General features: G+C 71.9%; 14 protein-coding genes. 5 read left to right on the top strand and 9 right to left on the bottom strand.

Annotated features, from left to right (window positions below; all coding sequences use genetic code 11):
- Positions 1 to 41 precede the first annotated feature (41 nt).
- The gene (locus HNR00_RS20055; RefSeq protein WP_183572320.1) at positions 42 to 419 is read left to right on the top strand and encodes a hypothetical protein; all 378 of its coding nucleotides are present in this window, start codon (positions 42 to 44) and stop codon (positions 417 to 419) included.
- On the top strand, positions 412 to 1,479 hold the full coding sequence (locus HNR00_RS20050) for a lysylphosphatidylglycerol synthase domain-containing protein (protein ID WP_183572318.1): 1,068 nt from the start codon (positions 412 to 414) through the stop codon (positions 1,477 to 1,479). Before HNR00_RS20055 ends, HNR00_RS20050 begins: the two co-directional genes overlap by 8 nt.
- A 17-nt stretch (positions 1,480 to 1,496) precedes the next feature.
- Here the strand turns inward: HNR00_RS20050 and HNR00_RS20045 are convergent, their stop codons facing one another.
- The 6 genes from HNR00_RS20045 to HNR00_RS20020 form a co-directional block, all read right to left on the bottom strand.
- A complete protein-coding gene (locus HNR00_RS20045) occupies positions 1,497 to 1,826 on the bottom strand; it encodes a helix-turn-helix domain-containing protein (RefSeq protein WP_183572316.1) in 330 nt (109 codons plus the stop codon).
- On the bottom strand, positions 1,823 to 2,188 hold the full coding sequence (locus HNR00_RS20040) for a type II toxin-antitoxin system RelE/ParE family toxin (protein ID WP_183572314.1): 366 nt from the start codon (positions 2,186 to 2,188) through the stop codon (positions 1,823 to 1,825). The genes HNR00_RS20045 and HNR00_RS20040 overlap by 4 nt, the downstream gene beginning before the upstream one ends.
- 107 nt (positions 2,189 to 2,295) lie before the next feature.
- Positions 2,296 to 3,072 (bottom strand): ABC transporter permease, encoded by a 777-nt coding sequence (locus tag HNR00_RS20035; protein ID WP_183572312.1) that lies wholly within the window; start codon positions 3,070 to 3,072, stop codon positions 2,296 to 2,298.
- Complete coding sequence (locus HNR00_RS20030; RefSeq protein ID WP_183572310.1) at positions 3,069 to 3,983, bottom strand: ABC transporter permease; 915 nt, start codon at positions 3,981 to 3,983, stop codon at positions 3,069 to 3,071. Before HNR00_RS20030 ends, HNR00_RS20035 begins: the two co-directional genes overlap by 4 nt.
- A complete protein-coding gene (locus HNR00_RS20025) occupies positions 3,980 to 5,080 on the bottom strand; it encodes an ABC transporter ATP-binding protein (RefSeq protein WP_183572308.1) in 1,101 nt (366 codons plus the stop codon). Before HNR00_RS20025 ends, HNR00_RS20030 begins: the two co-directional genes overlap by 4 nt.
- A 41-nt stretch (positions 5,081 to 5,121) precedes the next feature.
- Complete coding sequence (locus HNR00_RS20020) at positions 5,122 to 5,814, bottom strand: Crp/Fnr family transcriptional regulator (protein ID WP_183572306.1); 693 nt, start codon at positions 5,812 to 5,814, stop codon at positions 5,122 to 5,124.
- A gap of 329 nt (positions 5,815 to 6,143) precedes the next feature.
- Between HNR00_RS20020 and HNR00_RS20015 the strand changes: the two genes are divergently transcribed.
- The 3 genes from HNR00_RS20015 (at position 6,144) to HNR00_RS20005 (ending at position 10,040) form a co-directional block, all read left to right on the top strand.
- Positions 6,144 to 6,395 carry a hypothetical protein gene (locus tag HNR00_RS20015; RefSeq protein WP_183572304.1) on the top strand — a complete coding sequence of 84 codons (252 nt, stop codon included), beginning with the start codon at positions 6,144 to 6,146 and terminating at the stop codon, positions 6,393 to 6,395.
- Positions 6,396 to 6,477: 82 nt separating this feature from the next.
- Positions 6,478 to 9,204 carry a DUF2339 domain-containing protein gene (locus HNR00_RS20010; RefSeq protein ID WP_183572302.1) on the top strand — a complete coding sequence of 909 codons (2,727 nt, stop codon included), beginning with the start codon at positions 6,478 to 6,480 and terminating at the stop codon, positions 9,202 to 9,204.
- Positions 9,205 to 9,644: 440 nt separating this feature from the next.
- Positions 9,645 to 10,040, top strand: a complete 396-nt coding sequence (locus tag HNR00_RS20005; RefSeq protein ID WP_183572300.1) for a hypothetical protein — start codon at positions 9,645 to 9,647, stop codon at positions 10,038 to 10,040.
- Between the two features lie 125 nt (positions 10,041 to 10,165).
- Here the strand turns inward: HNR00_RS20005 and HNR00_RS20000 are convergent, their stop codons facing one another.
- From HNR00_RS20000 to HNR00_RS19990, 3 genes are all read right to left on the bottom strand, one after another.
- Positions 10,166 to 11,038 (bottom strand): SDR family oxidoreductase, encoded by an 873-nt coding sequence (locus HNR00_RS20000; protein ID WP_183572299.1) that lies wholly within the window; start codon positions 11,036 to 11,038, stop codon positions 10,166 to 10,168.
- Between the two features lie 165 nt (positions 11,039 to 11,203).
- On the bottom strand, positions 11,204 to 14,140 hold the full coding sequence (locus HNR00_RS19995; protein ID WP_183572297.1) for an FAD-binding and (Fe-S)-binding domain-containing protein: 2,937 nt from the start codon (positions 14,138 to 14,140) through the stop codon (positions 11,204 to 11,206).
- A gap of 303 nt (positions 14,141 to 14,443) precedes the next feature.
- A complete protein-coding gene (locus tag HNR00_RS19990) occupies positions 14,444 to 15,814 on the bottom strand; it encodes a polyhydroxyalkanoate depolymerase (protein ID WP_183572295.1) in 1,371 nt (456 codons plus the stop codon).
- Positions 15,815 to 16,092 lie beyond the last annotated feature (278 nt).

The following is a 16,092-nucleotide window of genomic DNA, read 5'->3' as shown; positions in this document are numbered from 1 at the left end:
CACGAGAAGCAGCGCGGGATTCGACGGGAGCGGAGGGGCGATTGGGACGGCGTCAGGAACCGGACGGTCCGGCCCATGCAAGGGGGGCCCGCACGGCGAAGGCCGGCTTCGCGGAGGTCGTGCTGGTCTGCGGCAAGTGCGCCAAGCGCCAGGGCGTGGACCGCAAGCGGCTCGGCCGCGCCCTCAAGCGCGCCGCCGCCCGGCCCGAGGGCGAGGCGCGTGCGAAGGGTCGTAAAGTGAAGATCATCGAGACCGGCTGCCTCGGCCCCTGCCCCAAGCGCCTGCTCGCGGTGGCGACGCCGGCCTCCCTGGCGCGGGGCCGCGTCGTGCTGCTCGCACCTTGCCTCGACGCGCTCTCGCCCGCCTCCCTCTCGCTCGACACGCCCGCCTTACCGCCCGCGCCCGCCGCCGATGGCTGACCCCGCCTCCGCGCCGCGCCGGCTGCTGCGAGGGCTGGTGCGGCGCCTGCCGCTCCTCGGGACGCTCGCCGGCCTGGCGCTCGGCACATGGCTCGTGGCCACCAACGACCTGACCGCGATCGGCGACGCGTTCGGGCGGATCGGCGCGCCGGGGCTCGCCGGCCTCGTCCTCGTCCGCGCGCTGATCATCCTGCTGTGCGGGCTCGCCTGGGCGCGCCTGCTCGCCGGGGTCGGTGCCGCCGTGCCGGGCCGGGGCGCGGTCGAGACCGGCGCCTTCGTGATCCTGCGCTTCGTGCGCGAGGGGGTGAACGTGCTGCTGCCCGTCGCCTCGGTCGGCGGCGAGGTGGTGGGCGGGCGCCTGCTCACCTTCTGGGGCGTGGCCGGCAGCTTCGCCGCGGCCTCGCTGCTCGCCGACATGCTGATCCAGGTCGCCACGCAGGTGGCCTTCACGGGGCTCGGCGCCGGCCTGCTGTGGCGCCTGCCCGGCGAGGCCGCCGCGACGCTCGCCCGCTGGACCGCGGAGGCCGCCGCCGTCGCCGTCGCGGCGGTGGCGGCCTTCTTCGCCCTGCAGCGGCTCGGCTCCGCCCGCGGCCTGGAGCGGCGGCTCTCCGGCCTCCTGCGCCGCGTCCTCGGCGCCTCCGAGCCGGACGCCGCCGCCGGCCCGTCCGTGCGCGATGCCCTCGACGCGGTCTGGGCGCGCGACCGCCGCGGCCCGCTCGCCCAGGCGACGCTGCTCCACGCCGCGGGCTGGCTGCTGGGCGCGGCCGAGATCTGGATCGTGCTCGCCTGTATCGGGGTCGAGGCCAGCCTGACCGAGGTGCTGGTGCTGGAATCGCTGTCGCAGGCGATCAAGTCGGCGGCCTTCCCGGTGCCGAGCGGGCTCGGGGTGCAGGAGGGCGGCTTCGTCTTCGTCGGCGCCCTGTTCGGGTTGGATGCCGGCATCGCCATCGCCCTGTCGCTGGCCAAGCGCGTCCCCGACGTCGTCCTCGGCCTGCCCGCGCTCCTCGTCTGGCAGACGCTGGAGGCGCGGCGCGCGCAGGTGCTGGCGCCGCCGGGGTAGGGTCCCGGAGACGCGCGTCAGAGGATCGTGTCGATGCCCTTGTGGGCGGCCAGCGACAGCAGCTTGAGCGAGGGGCCGCTCGGGCGGCGCTCGCCGCGCTCCCACTGGCTGACGAGGGTGACGGTCACGTTGAGGGCGAGGGCGAAGAGCGCCTGACTCATCTTGGCCGTCTCGCGCACCTGCCGGATCGCCTCGGGCGACAGCGGCTCGACGGGGGTAAGGCAGGCGAGATCGAAGTGACGCATCGTGGCCTTGTCGATCGCGCCGACCGCATGGGAATCGGACGCGGCCTCGTGCAGCGCCTGGAGCGCATCGCTGCGGGGCTTGGCTCGGGATTGGTTCGTCATCCGATCTGTCTCCATCCGCGCTCGGCCACGAGGCGGGCGAAATCCGCCTCCGTGTGGCGGGTCAGGGTCTCGGCGTAGTCTTGGTAGGCTGCGCGCTCGGGGCCGGTGAGGTTGGCGCGGGCGCTCTTCGGGAAGAGATACAGGAACACGACGACCTCGCCGACCTTGTGGGCGAGGATGGCCCGGAAGCCGCGGGCACGACCTTGGGCGGGGCGGGCGATGCGCTGCTTGATCAGGAGCTTGCCGATCGGGCCGTCGATCTGGCCGCGCTCGGCGCGTTCGACGGCATCGATCAAGTCGGCGTCGGACACGCCCTCCTTGCCGGCCAGCCTCGCGAAGGCCGAGGTCGCGTAGATCCTCATTCACGGCCTCCCGCTGCGGCCCGGCGCGACCCGCATCGACAGCGGAACGCATCGTCGGGCTCGTTTGTATAACGCAGAGCGTTATAGTCCAAGTCCGTAGAGCACCCCTACGCCCCCTGCCCCCGCCGCGCCGTCAGCCACGAGGCCGCCAGCACCACCAGCCCGACGGTCGCGATCATCAGGGTCGAGGCGGCGTTGATCTCCGGGTTCAGCCCGAGCCGGACCTGGCTGTAGAGCCGCATCGGCAGGGTGGTGGCGCCGGGGCCGGAGACGAAGCTCGCAATCACGAGGTCGTCGAGCGACAGGGTGAAGGCGAGCAGGAAGCCGGCCGCCACCGAGGGGGCGATCAGCGGCAGGGTGATGCCGAAGAACACGCGGGCCGGTGAGGCGCCGAGGTCGGCCGCGGCCTCCTCCAGCGCGCGGTCGAGGCCTTTCAGGCGCGCGCCCACCACCACGGCGACGAAGCCGGTGGCGAAGGTGGCGTGCGCGATCACGATAGTGGCGATGCCCCGATCCAAACCGATGCCGACGAACAGCAGCAGCAGCGACAGCCCGGTGATGACCTCGGGCATCACCATCGGGGCATAGAGCAGCCCGGTATAGGCGCCGCGCCCGGCAAAGCGCCCGTGCCGGTCGAGGGCGAGCGCGGCGAGCGTCCCGAGCACGCCCGCGATGGCGGCCGAGAGCAGCGCCACCTTGAGCGAGACCAGAGCCGCGGCGATCAGCGGCCCGTCGGCGAACAGCACCGCGTACCAGCGGGTCGAGAACCCGCCCCAGACGGTGACGAGCTTCGAATCGTTGAAGGAATAGACGATCAGCACGAGGATCGGCGCGTAGAGGAAGGCGAGGGCGAGGCCCAGCGCGATGCGGACGAAGGCGCTCACCGCCCCCTCCCCTCGGCGGCCTCTTCGCGGCGCAGCTCCGCCTCGCGGAACAGCACCACGGGCCCGACGATCAGGAACAGCAGCAGCACCGCGACCGCCGAGGCCAACGGCCAATCACGATTCGAAAAAAACTCGCTCCACAGGACGCGCCCGAGCATCAGCGTGTCCGAGCCCCCGAGCAGGTCGGGGATGATGAACTCGCCGACCATCGGGATGAAGCAGAGCAGCGCGCCCGCCGCCAGCCCCGGCAGGGCGAGCGGCAGGGTGAGCGTGAAGAACGCCCGCATCCGCCCGGCGCCGAGATCGGCAGCGGCCTCCAGCAGCGTCGGGTCGAGCCGGCTCATCACCGCGTAGAGCGGCAGCACCATGAAGGGGAGGTAGGCGTAGGTCAGGCCGATCAGCACGCCGTAGGGGGAGTCGAGGATCGGCAGCGGGCTTCCGATCAGCCCGAGCTTCATCAGGGCGCCGTTGAGCAGCCCCTCGGGCTTGAGGATCGCGATCCAGGCGTAGACGCGAATGAGAAAGCTCGTCCAGAACGGCACGATCACCAGCGCCACGAGGATCGGCTGCCAGCGCTCCGACGCGCGGGCCATGGCGTAGGCGGTGGGCGTGCCGATCAGCGCCAGGATCGCGGTGGCGAGGCCGGCATAGCCCAGCGAGGAGAGGGCGGCGTCGCGGTAGAGCGCGTCCTCCGCGATCATGCGGTAGTTCTGGAAGTCGAGCGCTTCGAGGAATTCGCGCCAGCCCTCCAGCCCGCCCTGCCAGTCGATCACCGGCAGGTAGGGCGGCTGGGCGGTGGCAGGGGAGGAGAAGCTGATCTTCAGCGTCACCGCGAAGGGCACGAGGAAGAACAGCACCAGCCACAGGAGCGGCAAGCCGCGCACGATGAGCCGCGCCAAGCGCCCGCTCATGCCGGCAGCACCCGAGCGGCATCAATGGGAATTGCGACCGTGACGGTCGCGCCGACCGCCGGCATCGGCCCCGTCATCGGCAAGGCCGCGGAGGCGCGCAGCACCGAGCCGTCGGCCATCCTGATCCGCGAGCGGATCCGGTCGCCGAGGAAGGTCTGCTCGACAAGTGTCCCTTCAAGTGTCCCTTGGAGCGTGCCGGGCAGGCCGCCCGCCCCGTCGAGGCTCAGCCGCTCGGGCCGCACCGCGACCACCACGGCGGCGCCCGCCGCGCCCTCCCCGCTGGCGCGGACGGGTCCGAGCGCGGTCTCGACGGTGCGGATGCCGCCGGGCTCGTCCGGCCCGAGCCGACCCTCGATCAGGTTCACGTCCCCCAAGAGTCCGGCGACGAAGCGGCTCGCCGGGCGCTCGTAGAGGTCGCGCGCCGGACCGACCTGGACGAGGCGCCCGCGTTCCATCACGCCGATTCGGTCGGCGAGCGCCATCGCCTCCGCGGGATCGTGGGTGACGACGACGAAGCCGGTGCCGAGCCGCCGCTGGATCGCCCGCAGCTCGCCTTGAGTCTCCTCGCGCAAGGTGCGGTCGAGGGCGCCGAGCGGCTCGTCGAGGAGCAGGAGCTTGGGTTCCCGCGCCAGCGCGCGGGCGAGCGCCACCCGCTGCCGCTGCCCGCCCGAGAGCTTTTCGGGGCGTCGCGCCTCGAAGCCTTCGAGCCGCACGAGCCTCATCAGCCCGGCGACGCGCTCGGCCGCCTGCTTTCGGTCCAGGCCCAACCCCTTGAGTCCGTAGCCGACATTGGCCGCCACGCTCATGTGCGGGAACAGCGCGTAGGACTGGAACATCATGTTGACCGGCCGCCGATGCGGCGGCAGCGCGGTCAGGTCCGCCCCGTCGAGGCGGATCGCCCCGGCATCCGGCGTCTCGAAGCCGGCGATGAGCCGCAGCAGGGTGCTCTTGCCGCAGCCCGAGGGGCCGAGCAGGCAGAAGACTTCTCCCCCCGCGAGGTCGAGGGAGACGCCGTCGACGGCCGTATGGGGGCCGAAGCGTTTGGTGATCCGCTCGATGCCGAGCAGCGGGGCGGAAGGCGGGACGGGGGCGTGCAAGACGATCGGTCAGGGGCTCGGAAGGACTTGGCTCATCCCTATCACGCGTCTTCCCGCAGCGCCTCCTGCACCCGCGCTTCCAGCAGGTCGGGGCGGCGGATCACGAGGGCGCCGCGGGTGCGGTCGATCAGGCCCTCGCCCGCCATCACGGTGAACTCGCGGGTCACCTGCTCGCGGCGGCAGCCGATGCGGGCGGCGAGCACGTGGTGGTAGGGCGGCGGCGTCACGACGCGCTCGCCGTCATGGCCGGCCCGCGGCACCGAGAGGCGCAGCAGTTCCGCGTAGAGGCGGTGGCGCAGGTCGAGCAGGGCGTGCTCCATCAGCCGGGTGTTCAGCTCGCGCACGCGCTTGGCCAGCAGCCGGAACAGCCGGTCGGCGATGGATTCGGAGGCGAACACGATCTGGCGGAACACGGTGGCCGGCACCACGCAGACCTCGCCGCGGGTCAGCGCCGTGACGTTGGCCGAGCGGCCGATCCCGTCCAGCGCCGCGAGTTCGCCGAAGAAGGCGCCCGCCCGCATCTCGCCGAGGATGACCTCCTTGCCGGATTGCGAGCGGTTGAGGATGCGCACCTCGCCGGTGGCGAGGAAGTACACGTCGGTCGAGATGTCGTCGTAATCGACGAGCGTCTCGTTCTCGTCGAAGCGCCGCCAGTGGCAGCGCGTCTCGTAGGGAGTGAGATCGACACCCGGTTCCTTGAAGAACGGGATGCTCGCCAACCGGCCTGTCGCCACGCCTCAAAAACCTTCTTCGCGCGGGGCGGATCGTGGGGCGGGCGCTGCGGCGGGTCAAGTCGTCGCGGGCGGGCCCGCGCACCTTCGCCGTGGATGACCGGAGCGGCCGGGCGCGGAAGGCCCGGAACGGGCACGCCGAGCATCGATCCCTCAGGGATACGAACGGAAGCTTTCGTTCGGAACGAACAAGCAACATCCGCCGCGCATTCATGAACTGGCGCCCGGCGCAATCGGTTTTTTGCCAGCGAATGGAAAATTTCCCGCGTGCTTTTGGAAGACGGTAATCGTAATGTTAATCCTCGTAACCGGTGCGGTCGCGGAGGTAAGCCATGATGAACGCGGGCCGTGATTTATTTCTCCAAGACGCTTTCAAGGTAGGACTGATTTCACCGCTCGGACACCAGGGCTCGATTGGTTGTCTCGTGTGGGATACCTCACCCGACGGCGTCGATGTCGAGATCGATCCGTGCGCCGTCGTTCCCGACACGGTCCATCTCTCGATCGCCTCGCTGGCGATCGACCGCGCGTGCGCCGTGGTGGAGCGTGAAGGCTGCCGGCTGCACCTCGCCTACATGCGCTGAGGGCCCGCTTGTGAGGGGCCACACGCGCGTCCCCCCCGGGTCGCGCTAAGCTCGCCGCCTTCCGAACCGGACGGCCGGGCCCATGGACGACAGCATCTTCCTCTTCCTCGCCCTCGTCGGGCTCGCCCTGGCGGTGTCCGGCCCGGCGGGCCTGATCGTGGCGCTGGTGCAGCGCGGGCGCATCGCCGAGCTGGAGCGGCGCCTCGCCGTCTGGGAGAGAGCGTCGTCCGCACGCGAGGCCGGCCCGCGGCCGCTCGCACCGGACGCCCCCCGCGCCGACGCGCCTCCCCCGCAGCCGGTCCCTGCCCCGCCGGAGCCGCGGGCCCAGAGTGCCGAAACTGCTCCGAAGACTGCTCCGAAGATCGGGCCGCAACCTCCGCCCCAAGCTCCTCCCCAAGCCGCGCGCCCGGCCGCAGCACGCCCCTCCCTGGAGGAGCGGTTCGGCACCCGCTGGACCGTCTGGGTCGGCGGGCTGGCACTCGCCTTCGGCGCCGCCCTGCTGGTGCGCTACTCGGCCGAGCGGGGCTTTTTCGGCCCCGGCGTGCGGGTCGCGGGCGCCGTGCTCCTGGCGCTCGGGCTGCTCGCCGCGGGCGAGCTTTTACGGAGGCGCCTGCGAGGAGAAGCGTCGACCCCTCCCACTTGGCCCGACGTGCCGGCGGTCGTCACCGCCGCGGGCACCGTCGCCCTGTTCGGCGCGCTCTACGCGGCGCATGCCCTCTACGGCTTCCTCGGGCCCCTCGCGGCCTTCTCCGGGCTCGCCGCGACGGGGCTCGCCGCCATGGCCGCCGCACTGCTGCACGGGCCGGCGCTCGCCGGCATCGGCCTCGTCGGCGCCATGGCGACGCCGCTCCTCGTCGGCGGCGGCTCGGCGAGCCTGTGGCCGCTCGCCCTCTACCTGCCCGTGGTGGCGGGCAGCGCCTACGGCTTCGCGTGGCTCAAAGGTTGGCGCGCGCTGGCCGTCGCGGGCGGGCTCGGCGCGGCGGCATGGGCGGTGCTGATGGCGCTCCACGCCGCCGGGGGCGGGGCGGCGCAGGCCGATCTCGTGCTGCAGGGCGCGCTCGCCGCCCTGGTGCTCGCCGTGCTGCCGGGCCGGGCCGTGGCGCAGACGGAGGCCCGCCTCGACCGCTTCGCCGCCGGGGCGCTCGCAGGCGTCGTCCTCGTCGCCGGGGCGGTGCTCGGCCTCACCGCGGACGAGGGCGCGCATGCCGGCTGGATCGCGGCGGCCCTCGCCGCGGTGGCCCTGCCCAGTGCCGCCGGCTTCCTCGCCGCGCCCGCCGCCCTCGGCCTGCCGGTGGCGGTCGTGGCGCTGGCCGGCGCCCTCGCGCTCTGGCCGGAATTCGGGCCGGCCTTCGAACCGGACGCCGTCGCGCCGGCGAACGACCCGCTCGGCCTGTGGCTCGGCACCGACGCGCCGGGCGCGCTGCCGTGGTTCGCGCTCGCGGCCTCCGCCGCCATCGTCGCGGCGGGAGCGCTGCGCCTCCTCGGCGGCAGCCGCCTGCCCTACGCGACCGCCCTCGCCTACGCCGCGGGCGCGGCGCTCGGGCCGCTCGCCGCCCTGGCGCTCGCCTATCTGCGGCTCTCCGGCGGCGCGGTCGCACCGGGCTTCGCCGCGGCGGCGGGGGCGCTCGCCGCCCTGTTCTGCGGCCTCGCCGCCCTCTTCCGCCGACAGGGCGAGGGCACGCCCTCCCCGGCCCTGACCCTCGGCCTCGGCGCCTTCGCCTCCGCCACGGTGGCGGCGCTCTGCCTCGGCCTCGTCTTCGCGCTGTCGGGCGGCTCGCTGACCCCGGCGCTCGCCGGGGCGGCGCTCGCGACCGGGCTCATCGCGCGGCGCCTCGACATCCCGGCGCTCCGCTGGTGCGTGGCCGGGCTCGCCGCCCTGGTGGCGGGGCGGCTGGCCTGGGATCCGTTGCTGACGGGCCCCGGCCTGTCGGCAACGCCGATCCTCAACGGGCTGCTGATCGCCTACGGCCTGCCGGCCCTGTGCCTCGGCCTCGCCGCGTGGGTGATCCGCCGCGGCGCGCCGGATGTCCCGGAGCAGGTCGCCCAGGCGGTGAGCCTCGTGCTGGCGGGCCTGCTCGTCTTCCTGCAGATCCGCCACGCGCTCCACGGCGGCGACCTCGCCGCACCCGGCACCAGCCTCGTCGAGCAGGGGCTGACGACGCTCTCCGCGCTCGGGTTCTCCCTGGTGCTGGGGCGCGTCTCGGGGGCCGCCGCCTCGCCGGTGATCCGGTTCGGAGGGCTCGCCTTCGCCGCGCTCGCCCTGGTGCAGGGGGCGCTCGGCCTGGGGCTCGCCGCCAACCCTCTGCTCACCGACGAGCCGGTGGCGGGCGGAATCCTCGTCAACGACATCGTTCTCGCCTACGGCGCGCCGGCCCTCGCCGCGCTCGCCCTGGCGCGGGCCTCGCGGGGGCGGCGACCGGTCTGGTTCGTGCGGGCCGCGGGGCTGCTGGGGCTCGGCCTCGCCTTCCTCGGCACGTGCCTGACTGTCCGCCACGGCTTCCAGGGGGAGCGGATCGGCCTCGACCGCGAGACCGGGCAGCCCGAGTGGTACGCCTATTCGGCGGCGTGGCTCGTCCTCGGCCTGCTGGCGCTCGCCTACGGGATCCGGCGCGGCTCGACGCTCGCCCGCCTCGCCTCCGCCGCGCTGGTCGGGCTCGCGACCCTCAAGGCGTTCCTGTTCGATCTCGCCGGGCTGGAGGGGCCCTTGCGGGCCCTGTCCTTCCTCGGGCTCGGCGCCTGCCTGATCGGCATCGGCCTCGTCTACCAGCGCCTCGTCTTCGCCCAGAAGCCCGCCGAGGAGGCGCCCTGACGCCATCCCATTCCGGGACCGCGGCCGGAGCGGGGCCTTGAGGGCCGGCTAACCTGAACCGGGCATCGTCCATGACGAGCCGCGTTGCGTATCGGCTCCGTCGTGCGGACACGACACGCCCCGCCGTTCCCTTCGGACGGCGGGGCCGCCGCCCGCCCCCCGCGCGCGTGCGGCCCGAGCATGGGTTGACGGCCCGACGCGCCGCAACTCACAAGCGATCGAAGCCGTTCCCCATGTCGTCCGTCGACATGACAGGGCAGGATGAGACTCTCTCGCTTCGAGGGTATGATCGGCGCCTGCGGAGGCGGCCCCGGGAGCCGTGCCCGACCCCGTCGGGTCGGATCACGAGGTCCTCGTCGGACGCGCGTTCTTTCGACGAACCGGAATCCACGTCGTCGAAAAAGCGTTCCGCAGACGGCGAGCGCGACAGGACAGGCGGTATGGCGGACAAGTCGATGGACGAGGACGACCGGGCGGTCGAGCGGCTGACGCTCTACATGCTCAAGGAGACCTACGGCGCGGCAGCCGCGGCGCTGATGCGGATGAACCCGAAGGCGGCGGGCGACCTGTTCCAGGCCTTCGAGCGGCAGATCGCCGAGGCGCTGGAGCGGATGCACGTCCATCGCTCGGAGGGGCCGGACTCGACCGCCATCGCGGTCGCGGTCGGCAGTCGCATCGCCGACATCCTCGACCACGCCCACCGCCGCCAGTTCGAGACGAGGCCCACCGAGCCGCGGCCGGAGGACCCCGCCCTCACGGCCGCCCGCGAGGCCGGCATCTCGCAGGACGCGGTCGAGATGCTCGCCACCCTCCAGAGCCGCTGGCCGAAGGGCTGAAGTCCAGGTTTCGAAAGGACTACGTCCTTTCGCGGGTCCAGGGCAGAGCCCTGGTCGGCGAAGCCACCCATGGGGCTCCGCTCCAAACCCCGCCAAAGGGATGGTCCCTTTGGGAACCCGGACTTTCACAGCACCGGCATGGCGCCCGCGACCGTGATCAGCGCGCCGGAGGTGTAGCTGCTCTCCTCGGACGCGAGCATCACGTAGGCGGAGGCCAACTCGGCCGGCTGGCCGGGGCGGTCGAAGGGGACTTGGCTGCCGAACGTCTTCACCGCGTCCTGGCTCATCCCGGCGGGGATGAACGGCGTCCAGATCGGGCCCGGCAGCACGCCGTTCACGCGGATGCCCTTCTCGGCGAGCAGTTGCGCGAGGCTGAGCACCATGTTGCTGAGCGCGCCCTTGGTGGCGCTGTAGGCCATCAGCGTCGGCATCGGGTGCTTGGAGTTCACCGAGGAGGTGAAGATCACGCTGCCGCCCGGCGGCAGATGCGCCAAAGCCGCCTTGGTGGCGTAGAAGGCGCCGAACACGTTGGTGCGGAAATGCTTTTCGAACGTCGCGTCGTCCAGCGCGTCGAGGCCCCGGTTCGGCTCCTGAAAGGCGGCGTTGTTCACCAGCACGTCGAGGCGGCCGAACGCTTTGGCCGTGCGCTCCACGATCTCGCGGGCGAAGGCGGCGTCCTTGATGTCGCCGGGCAGCAGCAGGGCGCGCTTCCCCGCCTTCTCGATCCACTGGCCCACGGCCTCGGCGTCCGCCTGCTCCTCGGGCAGGTAGGCGATGGCCACGTCCGCGCCCTCGCGGGCATAGGCGATGGCGACCGCCCGGCCGATGCCGCTGTCGCCGCCGGTGATCAGAGCGGCCTTGCCGTCGAGCTTGCCCGCACCCCGGTAGCTCGCCTCGCCGTGGTCCGGCTCGGGCTGCATCTTCGGCGTCTTGCCCGGAAAACTCTGGGGCTGCTCGGGGAAGGGCGGGCGCGGGTATTTCGTGAGGGGATCGGTCATCGCAGGTCCTTGATGGAATGCCGCGACAACCGGAGACGGGAGGTCGTGTTCCGACCCCGCGCCGCAGGGCCGCGGGGTCGGAGCGTCATCCGGGATGACGCTCCGGATTCTTGTGCCGCATCGGCTTCCTCCGAAAACCGGCGGCCACTTTTCGGGCCGATGCTCTCAGAGCGCCGCGTCGAGCACGCGCGACACGTGGATCGCCTCGCGCTTCAGCCCGTCATGGATCTGGTGGCGGCAGCTCGTCCCGTCGGCGACGACGAGGTCGTCGGGGCCCGCCTTGCGCAGCGCCGGGAACAGCGACAGCTCCGCCATGGCGAAGGAGGTGTCGATCGTGTCGGCGCGGTAGCCGAAGGCTCCGGCCATGCCGCAGCAGCTCGATTCGATGACTCGGACATCGAGCCCCGGCACGCGGCGCAGCACCGTCTCGACCGCGCCCATCGCCCCGAAGGACTTCTGGTGGCAATGGCCGTGCAGATGGGCGACGCGGCCGCCCTGATCCTTCAGAGGCAGGTTGATGCGCCCGGCCGCGAGGTCGGCGGCGAGCAGTTCCTCGAACAGCAGCGCGCTCTGCGCCAGCGTCTTGGCCTCCTCCCCCGGCAGGAGGGACAAGAATTCGTCGCGGAAGGTGAGGAGGCAGGAGGGCTCCAGCCCGACCACGCGGGCGCCGGCCCGCACGAAGGGCAGCAGCGCGTCGAGCGTCCGCCGGGCCTCGGCGCGGGCCCGGTCGGTCTGGCCCGAGGCGAGCCAGGTGCGGCCGCAGCAGAGCGGGCGCCGGCCGGAATGCGCCAGCACACGGTGAAGGCGGTAGCCCGCGGCGGTCAGGACCCGCTCGGCGGCCTCCAGGTTCTCGCGCTCGAAGGCGCGGTTGAAGGTGTCGCCGAACAGGACGATGTCGCGGAACTCGCCCGTGACGTCGGCAGGGTGGGCCGGCTCGCCGGTCTCGCGCCAGGGCCGGCGCCACGCCGGCAGCGAGCGCCGCGCCGAGAAGCCGAGCCTTTGCTCGCCGAACTTGGCGAGCGGGGCATAGCGGTTGCGCAGGTTGAGCAGCGGCGCCAGCGCGGCGGCGACGCCCGCGTAGCGCGGCATCTCGGCGACCAGCCGCTCGCGCAACGGCAGCCCGTGCCGGGCGTGGTAATGGTGCAGGAACTCGACCTTCATACGCGCCATGTCGACGCCGGTCGGACATTCCCGGCGGCAGGCCTTGCAGGAGACGCACAGGTCCATCGTGCGCTTCATCTCCGGCGACAGGAACGCGTCCTGGCCGAGCTGACCGGAGATGGCCAGCCGCAGCGAGTTGGCGCGGCCCCGCGTCAGGTGCTGCTCGTCCTTCGTCGCCCGGTAGGACGGGCACATCGCCCCGCCCGCGAGCTTCCGGCAGGTGCCGTTGTTGTTGCACATCTCGACCGCCGGGCCGAACCCGCCCCAGTCCGACCAGTCGAGCGCGGTCCGCGCCGGCTCGGTGACCGCGTAGCCGGGGGCGAAGCGCATCAGCGTGCGGTCGTCCATCTTGAGCGGGCGGACGATCTTGTTGGGGTTCAGCCGGTTTTGCGGGTCGAAATCGTCCTTCACGGCCTCGAAGGCGCGGGTGAGTTTTGGCCCGAACAGCGGCTCGACGAACTCGGAGCGGGAGATGCCGTCGCCGTGCTCGCCCGAGTAGGAGCCCTTGTGGCGGCGCACCAGCTCCGCCGTCTCCTCGGCGATGGCGCGCATCCGCGCCACGTCCTCCCCGTCCTTCATGTTGAGGATCGGGCGCACGTGCAGGCAGCCGACGGAGGCGTGGGCGTACCACGTGCCGCGGGTGCCGTGCCGGGAAAACACCTCGGTGACGGCGTCGGTGTAGTCGGCCAGATGCTCCAGCGGGACGGCGCAATCCTCGATGAAGGAGACCGGCTTCCGGTCGCCCTTCATCGACATCATGATGTTGAGGCAGGCCTCGCGCACCTCCCACACCGCCTTCTGGCGGTTGGGCTCGACCACCTCGACCACGGCGTCGGGGAAGCCGTGGTCGGCCATGCACTGATCGAGACGTTTCAGGTCTTGCTTCAAGGCCGAAAGATCGTCGCCCGCGAACTCGGCGAGAAGCAGGCAGTTCGGCTGGCCGCGGGTGATGTCGGCGAGCGTGGTGCGGAACAGCGGGATGTCGGCGCCGAGCACCAGCACGTTGTTGTCGACGAGTTCGACCGCCACCGGATCGAGATCGACGATGTGGCGCGTCGTCTCCATCGCCGAGCGGAAGGAGGGAAAGTGGCACACGCCCATGGCCCGGTGGGCCGGCAGGCGCGAGAGCTTGAGCGTCACCGAGGTGGTGGCGGCGAGCGTCCCCTCGGAGCCGACGAGGAGATGGGCGAGGTTCGGCCGCGGCTCGATCAGGCTGTCGAGGTTGTAGCCGCCGACCCGCCGCTGCACCCGCGGATACTTTTGGATGATTTCGTCGCGATGGGCTTCGGCCAGCGCCAGCATCCGGCGGGCGAGGTCGTCGACGCGGGGGCCGCCGGTGACGGCCTGCGCCTCGTTGCCGGTGAGGCCGAAGCCGAAGGCGCTGCCGTCGTGGAACAGCGCCTCCAGGCTCAGCACGTTGTCGCTCATCTTGCCGTAGCGCAGGGAGCGGGCACCGCAGGAATTGTTGCCGGCCATGCCGCCGAGGGTGCAGCGGGTCGCGGTGGACGGCTCGACCGGGAAGAACCAGCCGTCGGTCCTGACGCGGCCGTTCAGCCGCTCCAGCACGTGGCCGGGCTCGACCGTGATCGTGCCTGCTTCCGCGTCGTAGGCGAGAACGCCGTTGAAGTGGCGCGCGCAATCGACGACGAGGCCGGAGCCGATCGGCTGGCCGTTCTGCGAGGTGCCGCCGCCGCGCAGGATGACGGGCAGATCGTGGTCGGCCGCCACCCGAAGGGTCGCGGCGATGTCAGCGGCGCTTCTGGGGAAGACGACACCGGCCGGCATGATCTGATAGATGGACGCGTCGGTCGCGTAGCGCCCGCGGGTGAAGGCGTCGAAGCGGGCCTCGCCCTGCAGCACCTCCGCGAGCTTGCGGGGCAAACCCGCCGCGTTGCGGACTGTCGCCCGCTGACTCGCCGCCGGTTTCGCGCTCGCGCCCAAACGGACCTCCCCTTCCCAGGCCTGCCGACCTTTTTGTATTCATAATTCAAGGAAGGGAGTCGGGTCAAACGGCGATCTGCCGCTGAGATCTTCGTGATCGACCTCGACGAGGGGCCGCGAGGGCTGCGGATCGGTACCGCGTGCGATTCTCGAGACTCATCCCATCCACACCCTCAGCCTGAGGTGCCGACGCGCAGCGGCGGCCTCGAAGGAGGGCTCCAGGGATCGCGCGGCGGGCTGGAGGTCTCCTTCGAGGCCGCCGCTGCGCGTCGGGATGAGGGCGGGGGTGGAGGTGGTGTGCCCCTACCCCGCGATCCGCTGCCCCGGGCGCTCCTGCGCGGCGTGGCGCTCGCGCCAGGCGGCCCAGTCGCGCCGGGGGGAGCGGGACGAAGCGGCATGGTGGTGAGGCTGGGCCATCGCCGGCTCGGTGGGCATGAGGATCGGGTGCGGATCGACCTCCACGACCTGCTGCACGGTGGGGGCCACGCTGCGCTCCATGAAGGTGCGCATCAGCGGCACGATCTCGGCACGGAAGCGCGAGCCGTTGAAGATGCCGTAATGCCCCGCCCCCGGCTGGAGATGGTAGGCCTTGGCGCTCTCCGGCAGATTCACGGCCAGCTCCAGCGCGGCCTTGGTCTGGCCGATGCCGGTGATGTCGTCCTTCTCGCCCTCGATCGCCATCAGGTGGCAGCGGCGGATCGCGCCGAGGTCGACCCGCTCGCCGCGATGCCGGAACAGGCCGCGGGGCAGCTCGTGGTCGATGAAGACGCGCCGGATGGTCTCGAGGTAGAACTCGGCGGTGAGGTCCATCACGGCGAGATACTCGTCGTAGAAGGCGCGGTGCTTGGCCGCCGAATCGCCGTCGCCGCGCACGAGATGGTCGAACATCGCGTGGTGCGCGTCCGCGTGGCGCTGCAGGTTCATCCCCATGAAGCCGGCGAGCTGCAGAAAGCCCGGATAGACCGCGCGGCCCGCGCCCGGATAGCCCGGCGGCACGGTGTGGATGCAGTTCTTCTCGAACCAGCCAAACCCCTTCTCGGCGGCGAGCGCGTTCACGGCGGTCGGCGAGCGGCGGGTGTCGATCGGGCCGCCGATCACGGTGGCCGAGCGCGGCACCAGCGGGTTCCGGTCCGCCTCCATGCGGGCGATGGCGGCCAGAACCGCCACCGAGGGCTGGCACACCGCCGCGACGTGGAGATCGGGCCCGAGCGCCTCGAACAGGCTGATGCAGGTATCGACGTAGTCGTCGAGGCCGAAGCGGCCGGCGGCGAGCGGCACCTGCCGGGCATCCATCCAGTCCGTGATGACGACCTGATGGGTGGGCAAAAACCCCTCGACCGTGCCGCGCAGCAGCGTGGCGTAGTGGCCCGACATCGGCGCGACGATCAGGAGCTTCGGACGCGCATCGAGCGCGGGACCCGGCTCGCCGAAGGCGATGGCGCGGCAGAACGGGTTTTTCCAGACGATCCGCTCCGGCACGCCGAGGTTGAAATCCGGCTTGGCGTAGACGCGGGTGGCGCGCTCGAACATCTCGCAAGACGCGGCGAGCGTGCGGCTCTGCGGCGTGGTGGCGAACGGGTTGAACGGGTTCTCGCAGGCGATACGGGTGGCCTCGGCGGCCAAGCGCATCGGCGCAAGCCACAGATGTCCGGCCTCGTAGAGAGGATACAGCAAGCGAGCACTCCCCGGAGCAGCTCGCAGACCCAAGCTGTCCTTATCTTCATGTCGTGGAGGGCTAAACTCGCCTTGCTGCAATAAGTTTCATTTGTTCAAGCTGAAGCTGGGGAAAATCGGATTTATTGTGCATTGCGGTATCCCCCACGGATGCGGCGGGGGCACAGCCTTCCTCTCCAACCCTCTCGGCGTCATTCCGGAGCCGCGGAACGGAGCCCGGCCCCCGAGGGGCGCGCCGGGGGCGGGCAATCCATCCGTGACGCGACGCCGAACAGAGC

Source organism: Methylorubrum rhodinum (genome assembly GCF_014199935.1).
GTDB classification, from domain to species: domain Bacteria; phylum Pseudomonadota; class Alphaproteobacteria; order Rhizobiales; family Beijerinckiaceae; genus Methylobacterium; species Methylobacterium rhodinum.
Note: the sequence above shows the minus strand (reverse complement) of the source record. Positions and strands in the feature narration are given on the sequence as shown.